Genomic DNA, 20244 nt, shown 5'->3' on the forward strand with positions numbered 1-20244 from the left:
AATTTCCTTAAACGGTAACAGTAGATGCAACGCAGGTAACGGTGGGTATCCCCTGTTCACCGTCATCAAAATAACGCTGAACCCTGATCAGAAAATCAACCGGTGAGTCGCTGATATAAAAATGGTCGCCCTGCATTTTAAGCGCAGGCTCCTGATGTATTACGGATAGCCAGTCTTGCCACTGACTGACTTCAGCCCCCCAGGCTTCTTCATCATCAGCGCCATACAGCAGCACCGCAGGCAAATTTAACCGCTGTGTCTGTGACGCTTCCCGGGGATAGCCGTATCCTTCCGTTGCCATAAAATCGGCCCGGAGCATCGGCAAAAACAGCTGGAGTAATTCCGGACTGTCACGCAATGCAGGGCTGCAGCCACCGATCATGCTTAACTGCTCGATAAAATTATGATCATCGAGGTGACTGAGAAGCCGGCGACCACTGAGATGGGGGGCCTGGCAGGCCGAGATAACCAAACCACTGACCGGCGATGATGTGGTATAAAAACTGTTAATCAGACGGCAGGTTTCATAAGCTACCTGAGCGCCCATACTGTGCCCGCAAATGATGACCTGCTGTGGCTGAATTTCAGCGGTATTGTCATACCAGTCACAGAAGCTGCCAGCGATCTCCGCGGCCAGCCCGGCAATACTGCTGGCCGGCACATCACGCATCCGGTGATCCCTGCCGGGATAAGTCACCAGAAACACCGCAGAATCAGGTGGTAAAACGTCTGCAGGCAAAGTCATCCAGCTGCGAAATGCGCTCAGGCTGCCTCCGGCAAACGGACAGATAATCCATAACCGGTCAATGCGGTCACCATTTCGGTACAGGGTCTTAAACACGGTATTTAAAGGCATTGTTCTTCCTCCATGTGAATCCACTCTGCCGCACAGACTGAGCGCTGATGAGGCTCACCGGCCAGCCGGAGTATCTGTTCCCATAATTCGGCCACCCGGATCTGATGCGCAGTATCCAGCCCTCCACAGCCAGTCTCTCCCTCAAGCAGGGCGCAAAACTGACTGAGCACGCGGCCAACCCCCTCTGGCCCCTGTACTTCTATACATTCCCGAACGCAGTCTGCCGGTCGGTGCAATATGATACTGGCGTGTTTATCCTGATAGCTGTTCTCAGTTCCTGACGACTGATACATACCTGAAGACGAATCTAAATGATTATCAGCATATAACACAGGACTCCAGCATACCGGCCCGTAGCTATCATTCAGGGTCAGATAGCCCGCCGGCCACCCCAGCGTTATCTGATGCATCACAAGACTGTGCATATCCGGGTCATCAGGATCCAGATAGTTCTGTAACCGCAACAGCAGTTCAGTTGACCCCGTCTTCAGACTGAAAATATCAAACCGGCTCAGCCGGCCAAGCAACTCAACACTGACAGACTCCCGGCAATCAATTGCCTGCAGTAATATGTCCAGCGCCGAATATAGCAATTGCCGGCTGGTCACAAACGAACCGTCTGATGGCTGATCCGGAAACTGTGCACTTACCTGAATTGCAGCACTGATAAATTTCGCAGCTGCCGGTGTAGTCGCATAAAAGCTGTTCACCCGGTACTGCACGGAGTGCTCCCGGGCCAGACGCAAATGGCGCTGCAGCTCATGGGGAGATACCGGGTGTTCCTGTATTACATGAATGCCCTTTCGGATAAGCTGTTCGGTGAGCGCGTTGCCCGGCCCGCCAATGTTCGCAGCACGGATCACCACACAGGCAACATCAATATCGTCCGGTAACATCTCTGCAGAGGTGTACAGTGGCACACCAAACGCTGTAGCCAGAGAGGCTGACCGTGCACTTCCCGTCGACAATACACCCGCCAGTTCCAGCCCCGGTTGTGGGTCAATAAAATGATTCAGGTACAGCTCACCAAATTTAGCCCCGACGATGACAATACGCCTTTTATTCATGACAGTGTTTCCTTAACGTTTCATCCGTGTTTTCCTGCCCGGAACACAGCAACTGATCCAGCAACCGGGCCAGCTTATCCACCTGACCGGCCTGAAAAATAGAATAATGATCCCCGGATAATGATTCGACTGATACCGGGCACAGATCAGACCAGCCATGACATTCTCTGGCCGCAACCTCCGGTGCCTGATAGCTCATAAAACCATCATGGGGAGTTTCCGTTGCTGAGATCAGAGTAACAGGGAACTCACAGGGAAGTGCCTCGTACTTCAGCATGGCATCAAGATTTGACTGATAGATATTCAGTAACCGCTCCAGCGCCCTGCCATCCGTATGCTGATATCCCGGCAATAAAGACAGCTGCCGGGCCAGATCCGCCAGGAAAACCGCCTCGCCGGAAAAGTCAGGACTGTCTTCACCGTTAAGCGCAGGAAAACGCCCGCAGACATCTGCATAAAAATGACGCCGGTATCCGGCTGCATTCAGTTCCAGACCGTCCCGGGGCTGTGGCCTGAAACTGTCGATCAGAATACAGTGTGAAACTACCTGACCCTGCTGCCTTAACTGGCGCGCCAGCTCATAAATGACCAGTCCACCAAACGACCAGCCTGCCAGCCGGTATGGTCCGCAGGGTTGAACACGGCGAATTTCCTGCAAGTAATGCTGTGCCAGTTCAGTCAGGCTCAGCGACTGACCGGCAAACTCATCCGGGTACTGCACGCCCAGCACCCGGCAACGGTCGAACTGCTCTGCCAGCGCCTGATAGCTAAGTAAGTGTCCACCGATAGGGTGCAACAAAAATACCGCCGGCCTTGTGGCTTCAACATTATTAAGTTCAATAATATTCGACAAGGCAGTCTCAGCAGACCGGTGACTGTCTATATACCCGGCCAACCGTTCAACACTGTTGTGTACCTGCAGAACGCCTGCGGTCAGAGCTGTCTCCATCTGTTTATTGATCGCACTGATCAGGCGCACAGCGGTCAGTGAATTACCTCCCTGATGAAAGAAGTTACCGCTCAGGCAGATCTCTGTAAGACCCAGTTCCTGCTGCCAGATCCCGGCAAGCATCACCTCAGTATCCGTTTCGGGCTGTCGCTGGTCATCCAACGTGGCAACAACTGGCTCAGGTAAGGCTTTGCGGTCCAGTTTGCCGTTCGCCGATAAAGGCATATCCGGTAAAACCACGTAGGCAGACGGACACATATACGCCGGCAGGATATCTGCCAGATACTGGCTGACCGGCCCGGTATCCCTGTTGCTGCCATCAGCCAGTACCAGATACCCTACCAACTGTGCACCGCCGGATTGCTTCACCGTACCGGCAATGGCTTCACGGACAGTTACTCCTCCCCGGCCGGCCGGATAGTTGCGCAGTGCACTTTCAACCTCTCCCAGCTCGATCCGGTAACCATTCACCTTTACCTGATGATCATTACGCCCCAGAAACTCAATATTGCCATCCGGCAATAAGCGCCCCTGATCACCGGTCCTGTAGAGCCGCTCAGATGTCACGGGGTGAGCCATAAATGCCTGAGCCGTTTTATCCGGGTCCTGCCAATAGCCCTGTGCCAGCCCTTCCCCGGCAATATATAAATCACCGGCAACCCAGACCGGACATGTCTCCATCCGGGCATCCAGCACATAAAACCGCTGGTTCGCTAACGGCTTACCGTAAGGAACACTGGCAAGATGGCTGCAACTGCCGGTAATGAGATAACTGATCGACCAGATCGCCGCTTCCGTTGCCCCGCCCAGACTCAGCAAACAGATATCCGGATGAATGGCCATCAGGCGCTGCGGCAAATCAACCGGTATCCAGTCACCGCTCATCATCACCTGGCGCAGTGAATCAATCTGATGACCATCGCGCTCCACACTCTCTGCCAGCATCTGCACGAATGCCGGCACACTGTTCCAGACCGTAATCTGCTGTTCGGCAATCAGTGTCACCAGCGACGCCGGAGATTCAGCCGACGCCTGTAATGGCATGACCAGCGTCGCACCGGCACAGAAGGTGCTATAGATATCAAAGACGGACAAATCAAAATTCAGATTAGAGATCGCCAGCACGTTATCCTGCGCACACAAACCTATTCTCTGATTCACATCCAGTAAGGTATTCACAACCGCCTGATGATCCATCACAACCCCTTTGGGCTGTCCGGTCGAACCGGACGTGAAAATCACATAGGCAAGATCTTCCGGAGCGGTGCTCAGTTCAAAATCCGGCAGCGGCTGAGTCAGCAGATCCGACTGTGGAATGACGCACCGGTAAACGTCGTCAAGTGCCAGACTGCCGGCAACCTCAGCCTGAGTCAGCACCATACTGACATTCCCCTGCGCCAGCAAAGCCTCAATACGCGCTGCCGGGTACGCTGCATCAACCGGCATATAGGCACGCCCCGCCAGGTTAATCGCCAGGACCGCAACCACCTGCTGCCAGCCTTTATGCATAACCACAGCAACCAGCGAACTGCTATCATCTTCTGACTGCTGAATCTGTCTGGCCAGCAACACACTCATATGCCAGAGCTGCGCATAAGTGAAAGACTGCTGTGTGTCAGTCAGGGCAATATTATCCGGATAACAATGCACACCATGGAGCAGCATTTCGCAAAGGGTTTTGAGAGGGGCTTTTGCCATTTTCGGCTGCAGATCTTCACTGCTGACAAAGGTATTATTTGCCACCTCCGCCAACCCCTGATGCTGCGGATCTTCAGATAACTGAAGAGGCTGTTCCCAGTCATCAGCAACCAATTGCTCCAGACTGGCAATAAAGCACTCAAACATCGCATCAAAGACACCCGGTTTAAGCTGGTCACGCTGCACAGCCCACTTAATCTGAATATCACCCCCGGGCAGAGTAATCAGCATACAGTCCAGATATACGTGGGGAGTCTGAGCACCGAAATCCTGCAGTGTTCCCAAACTGCCTGCCCGCTGACTGCCCAGCGCTGTCGTATCGTTAAACACGACCGGCATGCCGGAACTCAGATTCTGATTACGCTGGTTCTTTTCCCGAAGCACCTGCTGACCGTTAAAGTCAGCATGCGCCAGATCATCCATCATTTGCTGCTGAATCCCGCACACCCGGTCAACAAACCCTGCGGATCCGGTCAGCTGTACTTCCAGCATTGAAGTGGTTGAGAAGTTACCCACCAGCTGATCTGACTCAGGCTGTAACAGCAGGCGGTTACTGTGCAGCACATTGATAGCGAAATGCCCGTTGCCACTCCACTTTTCCAACACCTGACAAAAGAGCGTCAGCGCCACCATTGAAGGTAACACGTTCGCAGCGTAAGCCTTTTTCTGCAGAGACTGCCAGTGTTCCGCACTGATAACGCCGGTCAGCAGACTCTGCGCCAACTGACTGCTAACCGCATCACTGACAGGCAGATCAGGCGCTTCGGGTAAACTGTCGAGGCGTGAGAGCCAGTAATCTTTACTGCGCAGATAGGCTGGAGATTGCCGGTGATTTTCCAACGCCTGCATATACTCAAATATATCCACAGAAGTTTCCGGCAAACCGGCATCCGGTGAGTCATATAAGGCCTGTAGCTGGCTAAACACCACCCCCAGGCTCTTGCCATCAGCCACCACCAGATCAATCACAAAATGGATCAGGGTACGCGTCTCAGCCAGCTTAATAATACTGATATCGAACAATGGCCAGCTGTCGGTACTGATACCCTGCCCAATAATCTGCTCACGAATCCGGGCTATCTGTAATGCCTGTTGCTCCGGGTCAGCATAACTCAGATCCATAAACTGCGGGCAGTACTCCGGCACTGCAGACAAAACGCGGTATTCGCCCCCGGTTATCTCCCCTCTTAACTGGGGATGGAAGGCAATCAGCTGATTCCAGGCACGGGAAAACCGTTCCATATTCACTGATGTTGCTTCCAGTTCGGCATAAAAATGAGCAACGCCGTTCCCCAATGAAAACAGATCCGTTTCCCCCAGCCAGTAAGCTTGCTGCAAATCTGTTAACGGATAACTGCACGTTTCCGTTGCAGTTACTTCCCCCTCAGGTTCAGCAACTTCAGATATCTCAGCGGTCCCCAGAACCTGACAGAAATCACTGAACCGGGGATGCTCGAATACCTGCTGCAAACTGATCTGACTAAACCCTGCCTGCTGCGCCGCAACCACCATGCGGGTTGCAGATAAACTATCCCCGCCTGCGCGGAAAAAGTCAGTCTGAGCATTAACCGGCTGCTCAAGAATATCCTCCCAAATGCCGGTCAGCGTTTCACTGAGTAATACGTCATCTCCTGCTGCCTCGGTAACAGGAGCCTCCAGCGCTGCACAAAATGCCTGCAGCACAGGCTGTTCAAATACGTGCTGTAAACTGACCGGCTGTCCAAGATGCTTACTCAGCTCCACTACCATTCGTGTCGCTAACAGGCTGTCCCCGCCGAGACGAAAGAAATCACTGTCAGGGGTAACAGGCTGTTCCAGCAACCGTTCCCAAAACGTCTGAACCTGTAGCAGTAAATCAGCACTGACTGAACCTTCCGTGACATCACCCGGTGAGGAATCCTGCCGGGCTAGCCGCGGTTCAGGTTCCGGTACAGGTACTGAAACGAACGGTACCTCTGTGGTTAACACCTCTGTCGCCTGTCTGTTCTGAACAACGATCAGATGCTGACGCAATGGCGAGATCTGCTGCTGCGGATAATGTAAGACCGGTTCGTAACCGGATGCCTGCAACACGGAATGCCAGGCCGGTAAATCCAGCATTGCGCTGTTCATTGACTCTCTGAAATCAGCAAAAGCATTAATGCCTTCAATAAATCCAACCGTTGCCAGTTGCATGGAACTGTAGGGATCAGTGGCCTCAATCAGAATCAAATGCCCATCAGGTACCAGCATACTGCGCAGATTCTGCAACGTCTGCGGCAAGTCTACCGCATCGTGCAGGACATTCACCGCAAGTATCACCTGATACCCCTCTGACGGATGTTCATCACTCACAACCGGCTGATTAATATCCAGTTTCCCAAAACTCATGCTCGCCGCATACTCTGCCAACCGTTTACGGGCATCACGCAGGAAACTGTCCGCAACATCCGTAAAACAGTAATGATCGATCAGCGACGCAGTCTCTGCCAGCACAACCGCTGAAGTGGCAGCAGTTCCGGCCCCGACTTCAAGCACCCTGAAAGCACTGTCACCGCTTTGTCCGGCCAGTGACTTAACCAGCCTGGCAGCCGTTGCGTTAAGCGCCTGTAAGGCCGGATTATCCGCATACAGACTCGCGGTGATCTGGGGCCTGGCAAACAACAGCTCCAGCGCTGATTTTTTCCTTGCCAGCAGCGCCGGATGATCCGATACACAATCATCCACGTAGCCCGCAAGACACTGGCACCAGGGTGCATCAGGTAAGGCCCCTTGCGGAGCCACCGGCTCCCGGTGCAGGGAATAACCCTGCTCACTTAATTTAAGTACCTGCTCATGACAAAGCTGGTTCAGCCACTGACCAATCAGTTTTTGCCAACGACTGAACAGCGGAATACTAAGAATTTCGTCCTTACGGTAATACTCCTGCGTACCATCAAAAACCCCTTGCCCGCGCAAAGTTGCAAGCAAACCAACACTGGCCTGATGTTCAATATATGCCCAGGCTTCCCGTAATTCGTCACAGTCAGCAGCATCCGGCAAAGGAAGGTTAAGCGCGGATAACGGTCCGGCAGACACCACCTCCTGTGTGACGGTACTGACCGGTTGCTCCAACAACGCCGGTCGCGCCGCAAGCGCCTGCAACGCCAAGCAGTAATCCGAGAACAGTCGCTGCAAGGTATCTCCCTGCAACACGCCCTCCATGCAGTACCAGTTGAATACCAGATCACCGCCTACCTCCATAATCTGATGATCCAGCCATACCTGAGGGGTCTGGCTTAGCACAAATACCGGATCACCCAACATCCCTGTCATGGCTTTTTCTATATCCAGACCATCCATAGACATACCCAGCATGCTGGTGAATACCACCGGCAACAGCGGTTGCTGATCCTCGCCGGTCTCCAGCTGGCCGCTGGCTTTAAGATAACGAGCCAGCTCACGGATAACCTCAACACCATTCACCTGACTGTGTGATAAGCGCTCCCAGAGTTTTTCCTGGGTCAGCGTCATCTGTGCATGCATGCTGTCAGCATCAGTAAAATCAAAGTCCATCAGCAGGACCGAGGTAAAATCACCGATCAGATCCTGCACCTGAGGATGAAACGGCTGCCGGTTAAAAAAGGTCATATTCAGAGTAAAAGATTCACTCCGGGAAAACCGGGCCAGGGTCGCGGCAAAAATCGTCAGCAAGCCGGCAGAGGCGGTGACTCCGGCGCTCTGCCAGACTGTCCGCAACGCCTGCCACTGCTGATGTTCCAGCCGCCCTTCCAGCGTAATAAAAGCAGGTACTCCGTCTCCTGCATCAGCACTGACCGGTAATTGCGGTGCTTTTGGCAACTCAGGAATCAATGCTTGCCAGTACTGCCATGAAGACTGCCAGTCCGGCTGTTGCCGCAGCAACTGCTCATGAACCACATAATCTCTGAATGACATATCCAGATACGGCAAGGACTCTCCCCGGTATGCACGGTCCAGATCCTCCATCATAATTTTGAAACTCTGTACATCAAACTGCAGCAAGTCCAGATTCATATGCAGACGTAGCCGGTCTTCGCCGGTACGGGTGACCGCTATTTCAAATAATGGCCAGACATCAGCCGGACGCACTTCGTAGGACAGCCGCTGACGAATATTTTCCAGTTCGGCCTTCTGCCGCTCAGCATCCAGCCCCCGTAAATCTGTGTACTGAAACAGATATTCCGGCACGTTCTCCAGTATCCGCTGCTCACCCTGGGCATTCACGACCATACGTAACATGTCATGGCGTCTGATCAGCGCATTCCAGGCCTGTCCAAACCGTTCACTGTCGAACTCACTCAGCGCTTTATCCCACTCAAATACTACATGACAGGCAATGCCACCAAAGCTGATCCACGGTTCCCGCCCTACCCAATAGGCATGCTGAATAGGCGTGAGAGGGAATGGCTCATGCCGGCGGGCAGGATCCGCTGTCAGAGTGATTTTCTCCGGTGCTTCCTCCTGACCACCCAGGGTGTTACCCAGCAATGCAGCCAGCCCGGCAAGGGACATATCCCGGTAGGCCTGTGCAGCATCCAGTTTAATGCCGAAATACTGAGAAACAGCGGCATTCAGTTCAAGAAACTGTAGCGAATCCATCCCGACCGTCAGTAAATCCTGTTGCTGATCAAGACCTGCCGTTGCCGGTAACGCCAACTGATAACGCACCCTTTCATCCAGCCAGCCGAGCAGGCTTTCATCATCCCATGACCGCTCAGGAAGCGGGTCTGTGCGCTGAACAATCCTGTTTTCAGTGATCCGGCCCACCGACAGAAATTGCTCTAAATATGCATCCTTCTGATCGATGTTCATTGCCATAACCCGGACATCACCCGTCAGGAATGACTGTTCCAGATGCCAGATCCCTTCATTAGCAGCCAGCGGATACATCCCCTGCCGGGCAAGCTGCCGGAGCAAACCGGCATCACGGGTCATGCCCACCTGATCCCAGGCCCCCCACGCCACACTCATCACCCGGCAATGTTCACTGTTATGCTGCAAGGAAAACCCGTCCAGATAGCCGTTTGCCAGTGCATACGCGCCTTGCCCGGCAGCTCCCAGCACTGCTGCTGATGAATAACTGATCAAGTACCGGCCCTGTCGGGACACAAGCCATGGATACATAACATCCAGTGCACCGGCTTTTACAGAAAGACTCTGCATCCCGCTGTCACCCGGCCAGTCTGAAAAAGCACCGTGACAGACGTTCCCGGCCGCGTGAATAATACCGCTGACAGCTTCCCCGGGCCGAAATGCCTCCAGAGATTCAGCCAGACCGGCCGAATCAGACAAATCACATATCACCGTTTCAATCAGGCAGCCGGCAGATGCCTGGAGGGCGACAAAGTCCGCCCAGTCAGCATGTTCGCTACGTCCGAATACAGCAATATTCCTGACGCCCTGCCGTACCAGCCAGGCGATCGTCAGACGCCCTACGCCCCCCATGCCACCTGTAACCAGATGCCAGCCTTGCGCGCCGGCAAAGACACCCGCCGGAAGCTCAGCTCCCACGGCAGTGGCCTGCCTGAGCTGCTGAACAAAATACCGGGCATCTCTCCAGGCCACCGTATCCGGCAGGTTATCGTGGTGCATCAGTAAAGCAGCTGCCAGAGCAGCGGCAGAACGCTCGGACATATCCAGTTGCAACACCCGGCGCTCCGGATACTCAACCCGGATAACACGTAATAAAGCCATCAGCGCATGCTGAGACGCCCGGACTGAATCATCCGGAAATACGTCGCATGCCTGATGCGTAATCACCAGAATATGCCGGCCGGACGCCTCTAAACACCGGTGTAACAGCGCGCTCAGATCACGGATATCCGCATCCGGTACAATCAGCAATTCCGTGTCGGCCTGATCAGAAAACTGTATACCTGCCGCACGAAGTGCATCCGTCCAGCTATCCGAATCATCCTGCAGGTAATAGTGTTGCGGCTGTGAAGAGCCGCTGTCAGCCGCCTGCCAATACCATTCATAACGGTTTTGCGGAGAGGCCAGGGGGTGCGCCTGCAACGCGTCGGTATTACCGGCTGTTGCCAGTAACCGCCAGTGACCGTCATCAGCCGTTCCGCGAATCACCCATGCAGTTTGTCCCCACAGGCCGGATAAACGGTTAATAACAATCCGGTCAGGCCAGGCCAACTGATCATCACCGGTAAATTTCAGATCAGACAGTGATTCGTTACCCGGTGGCAGCCGTTCTGCCAACTGTGACCTCAACCAGTCGCTTAAGTCCCCGCCCGCCGACGGGCCTGGGCAATCAACAAACTCAGCACTGGCGCTGTCAGTTACTTGCGACGACGCCACCGGCCTGTCAGCCAGAACTCCATCCAGCAGGGAAGCCAGATCCTGTCTTTCAAGCGGTGATGTTTCTGCCTGTTTCAGATCAGCAAATACCGTCTTCAGACGGCTGCCCACATCTGCCAGTTGCCCCAGAGCCGCCCGGTTAATTTTATCCGGGGCAAGATTCACTAAAGCATCAGTCAAAGCCTCCGGCACGGGCTTATCCGGCAGCGCTGCTGACCGAAAGAAATCCCCCTGTTGCTCATAAAACCCGGCAGCGGTCAGCAACCCGGCTATATCCGCCAGTAATGGCCGGTAACGGGGTAAAAGACGCCCGGCGCGAATCAATGTGGCAATGCTGAACCCCTGTTGCGGAATATCCTTCAGGCAATCCAGAACAAACGACTCAGCCACTAACGCCCGAAACTGCAGGAACATATGCTCAAAAGTCTGTGGAGCCTTAACCGGCTCCGATACCGCTGGATTATTAACCGCTGGGTCCGGCACCTCAGACGGAGTAAACCAGTAACGGTGACGGTCAAAGCTGTACAGCGGCCCGTGACATTTTTTGCCCGTTACAGAAAATAATGCTGGCCAGTTCTGGTTCAGACCATGAGCATACAGTTGCATCATCACATCATGGTGTTCTGCTGCGGCATGTATCCAGCCTGCTCTGTCAGCATAAGATTCCCGACGACATGCTGAAATCAACTGCGCAGCGGGACCAATCTCCATACACAATCCAACACCGGCTTCTAAAGCAGTCAGCATTGCCTGATGAAACTTCACCGGTTCGCGCAGATGGCGGCGCCAATACCGGCCATCAGGCAGGTTATCAGCCGATACATAAGTGCCGGTCAGCGTTGATATTAACGGGATCCGGCCCGGTACCGGTGTAATGCCCCGGGTATACTCTTCAAACTGATCCAGCACGGGTTCCAGCAAACGTGAATGTGCAGCACAACTGACGCTCAGTTGTTTACACACAATCCCCCGCCCGGTCAGTAAGGCTTCTGCCTGACAAATATCTTCCTGTTTCCCGGACAAAACCACATGCCGCTCACCGTTTACAGCCGCCAGATCCAGCCGGCTAAAAACCCCATCGCCGGGCAACTCATCCGGTACAGCAAAGATCACCAGCATGGCACCGGACTGCTGCTCCGCACAGGCCTGCATCAGCGTGCCACGCCTGCATACCAGCAGCATTGCCTGCTGCAGAGTTAAATACCCCCCAACCACCGCAGCGGAATATTCACCGACCGAATGTCCAAGCAGATACTCCGGTGTAAAACCAATGGACAGCCAATGCCGGGCCAGCGCAATCTCAAAGGCAACAATGGCCACTTGCGCATACGCCGTTCCGGCCAGCAGATCAGTCCTGTCACCGAACATAACCCGGGTCACCGGGACGTCCAGGTACTTCAGGGCACAGGTCTGCGCCTCATCAATACTTGTTCGGAAAACGGCAGACTGCTGATACAGCAGCTCTCCCATTCCCGGATGCTGACACCCCTGCCCGGTGAAACACCACAGCATTTGCGGAGTACGGACCGCGTCTGAAGCATAGAGTCCTGCGGATGTCTCACCGGTTTCAGCAAACACCCGCAGGGCATCTTCCTTCCCGGCTCCGAGTGTACAGGCCAGCCGGCAGGGTAAATCCAGCTGGCGACCATGCAATGCGGTAAAAGCCAGATCCTGAGTAGCAACCGCCTTATCCGTAATTGCCCGGTGATAATCGCCGGCAAGCCGCTGCAATGCTCCCGAACTGGCCGCTGATAACAATAGAGTGAGGGTACTGTCACCAGCAGACTCTGTACCCGGCGACTGAGTCGTTACACTGAAAACGTCAGGTAATGACTGAACAACCATGTGACAATTCGTACCACCAATACCAAACGACGATACCCCTGCTGTGCGTAACGGTGTTCTCCAGTCAACGGCCTGCTCCGCCAGTTTAAAACCACTGCCCTGCAGACGTAACTCAGGATTTTCTTCACTGATATTAAGCGTTGCCGGTATTTTTCCCCGGGAAACAGACAAAACCGTTTTAATCAGCGAACAAATTCCGGCGGCGGTATCCAGATGCCCGAAATTACTCTTCACTGAACCGATATGACATGGATTAGCGGCGAACGCTGATCGGTTATAAGCCTGCTTTAACGCAGTAATTTCAATCGGATCCCCTAACCGTGTCCCGGTACCGTGGGCCTCCAGCATCTCAATATCATCAGCACTTACATCCGCAAGCTGTAACGCGGTACGTAACACTTCGGTTTGCCCCCGCACCGCTGGCGCAGTAAAACCAACTTTATCATTACCGTCATTATTAACCGCACTTCCACGGATAACCGCCATAACAGGGTCACCGGCTTCAATTGCATCACTGAGGCGTTTCAGAATAACGGCTCCGGCACCGCTCCCCCCATAGGTGCCGTTTGCATCCGCAGAAAAAGGCCGGCACTGACCATCCGGCGAGAAAATCATACCCGGCTGATACAAATAACCGGCAGTCTGTGGAAATGAGATCGCCACCCCGCCAGCAACCGCCATATCACACTCTCCGGAGCGCAAACTTTCACAGGCCATATGCACCGCCACCAGCGAACTGGAACAGGCCGTCTGGACCGTCATGGCCGGCCCTTTCAGATTCAGCCGATGAGCAACCCGGGTTGCCAGATAATCTTTATCGTTACCCAGCAACGCCTGTAAACCACTGACTTGCCCCACCCGGGTAACATCAAACTGAGACTGCGACGGATACGTGCTGATCCTGCAGGCACCGAACACGGACGTTTTCAGCTGGATATTTCTGGGCGCATAACCGGCATCTTCCAGTGCATGCCAGACCACCTGCAGGAATACCCTCTGCTGGGGATCAATGGTTTCAGCCTCCGCCGGTGAAAAGCCAAATAAACCGGCATCAAAACATTCCGGTTCAGCGATCACTGAACCGCGTGCAACAAAGTTTGCACCTGCCATCACATCTGCAGCCACACCTGCCACGCGCAGCTGCTGCTCAGAAAATACTGACTGGCCGCTTTTTGCCGCCAGCAAACTTTCCCAAAAGCACTCTGCCCCGTCAGCACCGGGAAACCGGCAGTCTAAACCTACGACAGCGACCGGATCACAGTTTTGGTAATAGCTATCAAAATGTTCCATTTTAATCCTCGGTAAGGCGTTACAGTGAATTCCGGCGCCGGCCGGCTTTACGGCGTTGTTGAAAAACCTGCTGCTGACCATCAGCAACTTGCGGCACAGCAATGCCGCCCAGGTATTCCGCCAGCGATAATGCAGAGGGATAGGTAAATAAATCTGTGACAACCAGAGGCATTCCCTGCGCCAGCAACTTCCCATGTAACTGCACCAGTTGCAGCGAATTAGCACCGGCATCAAAGAAGTTATCGGTTTCAGACAAAGACAACGAAACCGTTTCGCGGAACTGCTCACAAATGGTTCGCACAACGGCAGCGTCGGCCTGTCCGGGACAGGCAACTGCCCCCCCGTCCGGTAAAACAGACTGCGGCACAGTCGCCTTATCAACAACTGTTGGCGTACCGGTCAGTTGGCCCAGCGGCAACCCCCAGCGCTCCGGATGACGTATAAGCGTGTTCAGTAACTGACAGTAATCATCAAACATCGGCTCAAGCACCGGCTTCGGCAGTAACGCTTCAACCGCATCCCAGTTAAAACATAACTTACCGTCTGATTCGTAAACCTGATGGTCCAGCCACACCTGAGGCGTTTGAGAAATACCCCATACCGGCTTCAGCCAGCCACTGTCAGAAAGAAATGACCCGGAGCCGATACCGAGCGCACTGGTAAAAACAACCGGCATTGATGCGCTGGCAGTACTCTGCAGCCGTGCCAGTTCTCGCATTACCCATACAGCGGAAACATCCTGATACCGGAGATCTTCGGCCAGTTGCTGCTGCAGACGCTGAATACTGGCAAGCCAGGTATCCTCCTGACGCCAGGCCAGCAATGACAATGATGTAAAATCGCCAAGTATCTGGCCGATCTGAGGATGTACATCCCGACGGTCAAATAACGTCAGATTCAGTGTTACATCGGACTGCCTGCTCCAGACTGCCAGCGTCGCGGCATAAGCCCCCATCAGCACCACTGACGGCGTCAGTTGATGACGGGCGGTCAGCCCCCGGAGTGCCTGCCAGTCCGCAGGATTAAGCTCGCCGGCAACTCTGATAAACGCAGCTTTGCGAAGATGATCAGGATCAGCCTGCAATGGCAGCTGTGGCACCGGCGGCAAGTCTGTTAACTGCTGCAGCCAGTAGCGGCGGCTCTCCGCCTGCTCCGGCTCTGAAACAGAGCAGACATAGTCGCGAAAACTGATCTCAAGGGCAGGCAGCTTCCCGTCCGGATGAAGATAAAGTGTTTCCAGATCGCTGAGGAAAATCTGCATACTCAGCCCATCGAGTAACATATTATCCAGACACACAAATAAGCGGGCATTACCCTGCCCGTCAGCACAGGCCTGAATATCGAATACCGGCCAGATAGCCGGATCTCTTACCTGATGTGATAAACGGTCACGCAGTTGCTCCGCTTCCGCGCCGGTAACATCAGCAACCTGATGTAACGGCAGGTTAAACGCGGGCACAGCGTTTAAAATCTGTTGCTGGTGATTACGTACCACCGCTCGCAGCATGTCATGCTGCGCAATCAGGCGATCCATCGCGCGGTTAAACCGCTGTGTATCAAGATTTTCCACCTGAAATTCAATGAAAAACTGTGAACTCACCTCGCCAAGTGCAAAACCCGGTTGCCGGCCAATCCAGTAAGCCTGCTGAACAGCGGTCAAGGGGAATGGCTGATGAAGACCATCTCTGTCGCTAACCAGTACAGACGTCTGCGTACAGCACTGAGCAGCATCCGACAACCGGGCTGCAAACCCGGATAACTGGGGATAACTGAAAACATCGGTAAGCTCAGCATGATATCCCCGCCCGGCCAGCTCTCCAACGCAGCGGGTTGCCATCAGGCTGTCTCCCCCCAGCAAGAAGAAATCACTGTCACGCTGAAACGGCCCTGAGCCGAATAACACCTGCCAAACCTCAGCCACTGCACACTCAGCGGCAGTTTCCGGCAACCGTACAGGCTGGTCTGAAAGAAGGATTTCCGGACGGACTGATTCAGCCAGTGCTTTACGGTCCACTTTACCGTTAAGGGTCAGGGGCAAACTGTCCATAAACGTGAAGCGTCTGGGCACCATATAGCCGGGCAAGAACTGTGCAAGCGCCTCAGCAGCCTGACCAGCATCCCCCCTGTAAACAGGGTCTTGAAAACGTAAAATGAAGCCGAACTGGCTACCTGTCTGCCACTGTAATTCCAGTCCCAGGCCCTCCCTGGTAAAACTATCCAGAAGAGTGGACTGACTGAGCAAAACAGGCACAGACATTTCCAGCAGCCGGGCACTGATCAGTACCTGCGGTAATAACGTCTGGATTTCCAGCACCGCCAACATCGCTTGGGGGGCAGCCAGTTCGGCCACAACTTTTAATCTGGCATCAATGTCCTCATGCCGGTGCAGACAGTTGTTAAGTAAAATGACATCTGCACAGTGGTGTAAATCTGCAGGCCAGGCATCTGAACCATGTATAGCCTCTGCATGGCTAAAACGCTGCAAGCGCTGAGTCGCTTTCTGCACCATTGCCAGCGATCCGTCCAGCGCCGTATAGCTGATCTGCTGCGGACTCAGCAGTGTGGCAATATGAGCGGCACAAATACCACTGCGGGCATCCACCTCAACAACCCTCACAGGCCGCTGTAACTGAACCGACAATTCAGCGATTGCCAGCACTATCGTCTGAATACATAAACTGTTATCAATATCTGCAAATAGCTGCGCCTCTGGCGAAAACGCCGTATCCAGTAACACCGGAGGAGGGACTGTTCCGCGCATAACTGCCGCCAGCTGCCGATCCGAATGTTCATCCACTTCAAAACATGCCTGAGGTTCCGCCGGCAGTGACAATGCATATTCGGCCAGTTGATGCCTCCCGGCCACCCGGCATGCCATCCCCTGCCGTTCCAACAACTCAAACCAGTCAGCAAACACCTCACTGAAAGGACCGGCCAGTTGGTAATCCGACTCCCAGGCCTTTACCGGCTTAGAAATACCCGGTTCGGCACAATAACGCTGCAAATGTAAGCCGATATAATTGGCAAGAGCAGCAGCCTCCTGATCCCTGTTCCCACCGGGAAATCTTTCAGCGACATCAAACAAGGCACGGTAAGAATCCGATAGCCGGCTGTCCGGCATAACCTGATTCATTAAGCCAGCGCCCTCCGGCACGATGAAGCTTTCCAGATATTTATCCGCACCATTGCCATTTCCGAGTGCAAGGGTGACACCGTTTTTCACACCTGCCAGACGGTTCAGGGCCGCATCGATCTCACCGAGTTCTATCCGGTATCCGCCCACTTTAACCTGGTTATCCCGTCGCCCCAGAAATTCCAGCATACCGTCCGGCCAGTATCTGCCCATATCTCCGGTCCGGTACCAGCGGCCTGCGTAAGCGCCTTCAGACACGCCGATAAAGTGTGCCGCGGTTTTTTCAGCATCGTTGCAATATCCCAGCGCAACCCCGGCACCGCCAATCCACAGTTCTCCGGCAACCCAGTCAGGGCAATCCCTGCCTGATTCATCCACCACCCGGTAGGCCTGATTGCTCAGTGGATATCCGTACGGGACCGATGGCCAGTGCGGCAACACCTCATCCACCATACATTCGTTGGACCAGATAGCCGCTTCAGTTGCCCCGCCCATTGCACTGAACCGGCCTGCCTTATTAAAAGCCCGATAACGGGCCGGCAATGACAGACTTATCCAGTCACCGGACAACATCACAGTCCGTAACAACCCCGGCCCCGGCAATCCCATGCCTTCGCAAAACGTCAGCAACATATCGAACAGCGCAGGCACTGTATTCCACAGTGTGACGCCGTGATGAACAAGCAGTCTCTCCCACGCCATCGGGTCACGCAGCTGAGTCTGTTGCGGAACGACTAAAGCCCCGCCAACACTCAGCACACCAAAAATATCGTACACAGAAAGATCAAAATGCAGTGCCGACAGTGCCAGCATACGGTCATGATGGGCTACGCCATGACGCTGGTTAATATCCATACAGGTATTCAGCGCCGCCTGATGCGATACCACGACCCCCTTGGGCGTTCCGGTCGAGCCTGAAGTAAAAATAATATAGGCCGGCGCCAGCGGGTCAGCACCTCCCTGCTGAACAGATAACGGCTGTGTATCAGATTGCCAGAAAACATACGTCTTATCAGGGTGCCACTCATACTGACCGTGGCTCATTTCACAGCGAATTACGATGTCAATTTCAGCACTGTCATAAATAGCAGAGCGCCTTGCCAGTGGCTGATCCGGCGGCACCGGGACATATACACCACCGGCATACAAAATGCCCAGCACCGCTACTGTCTGACCTGCCCCCTTATCCATACTGACAGCCACATTACCACCAGGCTTCAGTCCGCAGGTTACCAGATCAGCGGCAAGCCTCCGGGCCGCCAGCGTCAACTCTGCAAAGGTCAAATCCAGATGCTCGCTCAGCAACGCCGGCGCATCCGGACAGCATTCAGCATGGTTAAAAATGCGCTGATGCAATAAACCTTGCGGTAACTTTTCCCGACAGCTGTTAATTTCATCACGCACAGCCTTCTGATCGACCGGCAACAGATCAGGTAACGGCAGTTGCCAGTGCTGCTGTGAGGTCAGCAACCGGGTTACCAGATGACTGAACGCAGTGAACATGGTTGCCACCAGATCATCAGGAAAGATCTGATCAACACTGTCCCATTGCAATATGACCCCGTCACCGTGCTTAAACGCAACAAAATCAATCCACACCTGAGGCGTTTGTGAACTCCCCCAGCCCGGCACGCCTAAGGGACCGTTCAGATCATCCCCGTACAGTGACTGATTCAGGTTACTGGTAAACACCACCGGGCAGCCATGGGGATGAGAGCCCTGTTTTCGCAACTCACGCAGCACTTCAACACCGGACATACCGCGGTGCTCATAAACCTCCGTAAAACGGGCCTGCAGCCGGCGAACTGCGCTGATTAAATCTGCTTCGCTGACGGCATAATCCAGCAGCACAATATTGGTAAAATCTGCCAGCATCTGAGATACCGCTTCATTAAACGGATGACAGTCAAACACGGTGAGGTTAAGCAAAACCCGGGGCAGACCACTCCAGCGCGCAAGAACTTCACCATAAAGCGCCGCCAGTACCATCGTCGGCGTCACACCCAGGCCGTTAGCATACGCCTGAAACTGCTGCCATTCTGACGACTGCAATTCCAGCCGGCGACGGACAAATGCCGGACGGGTCACCAACCCTGGATCCGTACTCAGCGGCAAAGCTGGCGCAGGCGGCAGATCTTCAAGCTGCTGCCGCCAAAAAGCTTCTGCACTTTCCCGGCTATCATTCAGAACACCCTGCTCCTGCACCAGGTAACTGCAAAAGTCATAATCCGTAGCGAGCGCAGGTAATATATTCCCCCTCAGCAGGTCAGACAGCTCATTAAAAAACAAGCTAAAACCCGAAGCATCCATGATCACCAGATCAATATTGACATGTATCCGGTGACAGCCATTCCCCAGCAAAGACAGCTGAACATCAAAAGTCTGTCCGGACTCAATATTTAGAACACGGTGGCTTAGCTGCTGACGTAACTCCTGTAACGCATGCTGTCTATCGGCATCAGACAGATCAGCAAAATCATGTACCCTGACACCGCTCCACACAGGATTAGCCTGCCAGCACTGCGTTCCGTCCGCAGCAAACGCGACATTCAGCATGGGATGCCGCCCTACCAACTGACTGATCGCAGCGTTAAGCTGACCGGCCGACAACTGCTCACCATCGAATTCCTGATACAGATGGCAAGCGTTCCCTCCCAGCGGCTGATGCTCACCCCGTCCGATGAAATATGCATGCTGTACCGGAGTCAGCGGAAAGGGCTTACCATCGGTCATCACCGGCCAGCGACACTGCTCATCCACCGGGTCTGTTGCATCAGCAAGTTCAAGACGGGAACAAATTAACTGCTCAAGCAACTGCCAACTGGTCGCCTGATAAATTTCTTTCAGCGAAACTTTGCAGCCCTGCTGACGCAGACTGTTAAGTAATTTCATCATGAACATTGAATCCAGCCCTGACTCCAGTAACCGGGTTTCCCCGTGTAACTGTGAGTCCTCTGTTTTGAGGGCCTTACAAATGGCTGAACGAGTCTGAGTTATGATATTTTGCTGGCGCTGCACAGCGTCCTCCCGGCTAAATTTTGGACGAACGGAACCGTCCCGCTGATCAGGAAATTTACAAAAGGATTAAGCGTAATTT

General features: G+C 53.9%; 4 protein-coding genes. All 4 read right to left on the bottom strand.

Annotated features, from left to right (window positions below):
* Window positions 1–7: 7 nt before the first annotated feature.
* The 4 genes from PCI15_RS16735 to PCI15_RS16750 are packed head-to-tail and all read right to left on the bottom strand — an operon-like array spanning window position 8 to window position 20165.
* Window positions 8–856, bottom strand: coding sequence for a thioesterase II family protein (locus tag PCI15_RS16735; RefSeq protein ID WP_271271071.1), 849 nt, complete (start codon window positions 854–856; stop codon window positions 8–10).
* Complete coding sequence (locus PCI15_RS16740; protein WP_271271072.1) at window positions 847–1923, bottom strand: Gfo/Idh/MocA family oxidoreductase; 1077 nt, start codon at window positions 1921–1923, stop codon at window positions 847–849. Before PCI15_RS16740 ends, PCI15_RS16735 begins: the two co-directional genes overlap by 10 nt.
* Window positions 1916–14014, bottom strand: a complete 12099-nt coding sequence (locus tag PCI15_RS16745) for a non-ribosomal peptide synthetase/type I polyketide synthase (RefSeq protein ID WP_271271073.1) — start codon at window positions 14012–14014, stop codon at window positions 1916–1918. The genes PCI15_RS16740 and PCI15_RS16745 overlap by 8 nt, the downstream gene beginning before the upstream one ends.
* 19 nt (window positions 14015–14033) lie before the next feature.
* Window positions 14034–20165 carry a non-ribosomal peptide synthetase gene (locus PCI15_RS16750; protein WP_271271074.1) on the bottom strand — a complete coding sequence of 2044 codons (6132 nt, stop codon included), beginning with the start codon at window positions 20163–20165 and terminating at the stop codon, window positions 14034–14036.
* Window positions 20166–20244 lie beyond the last annotated feature (79 nt).

Origin of the sequence: Aliamphritea hakodatensis (assembly GCF_024347195.1) — a bacterium.
Classification (GTDB): domain Bacteria; phylum Pseudomonadota; class Gammaproteobacteria; order Pseudomonadales; family Balneatricaceae; genus Amphritea; species Amphritea hakodatensis.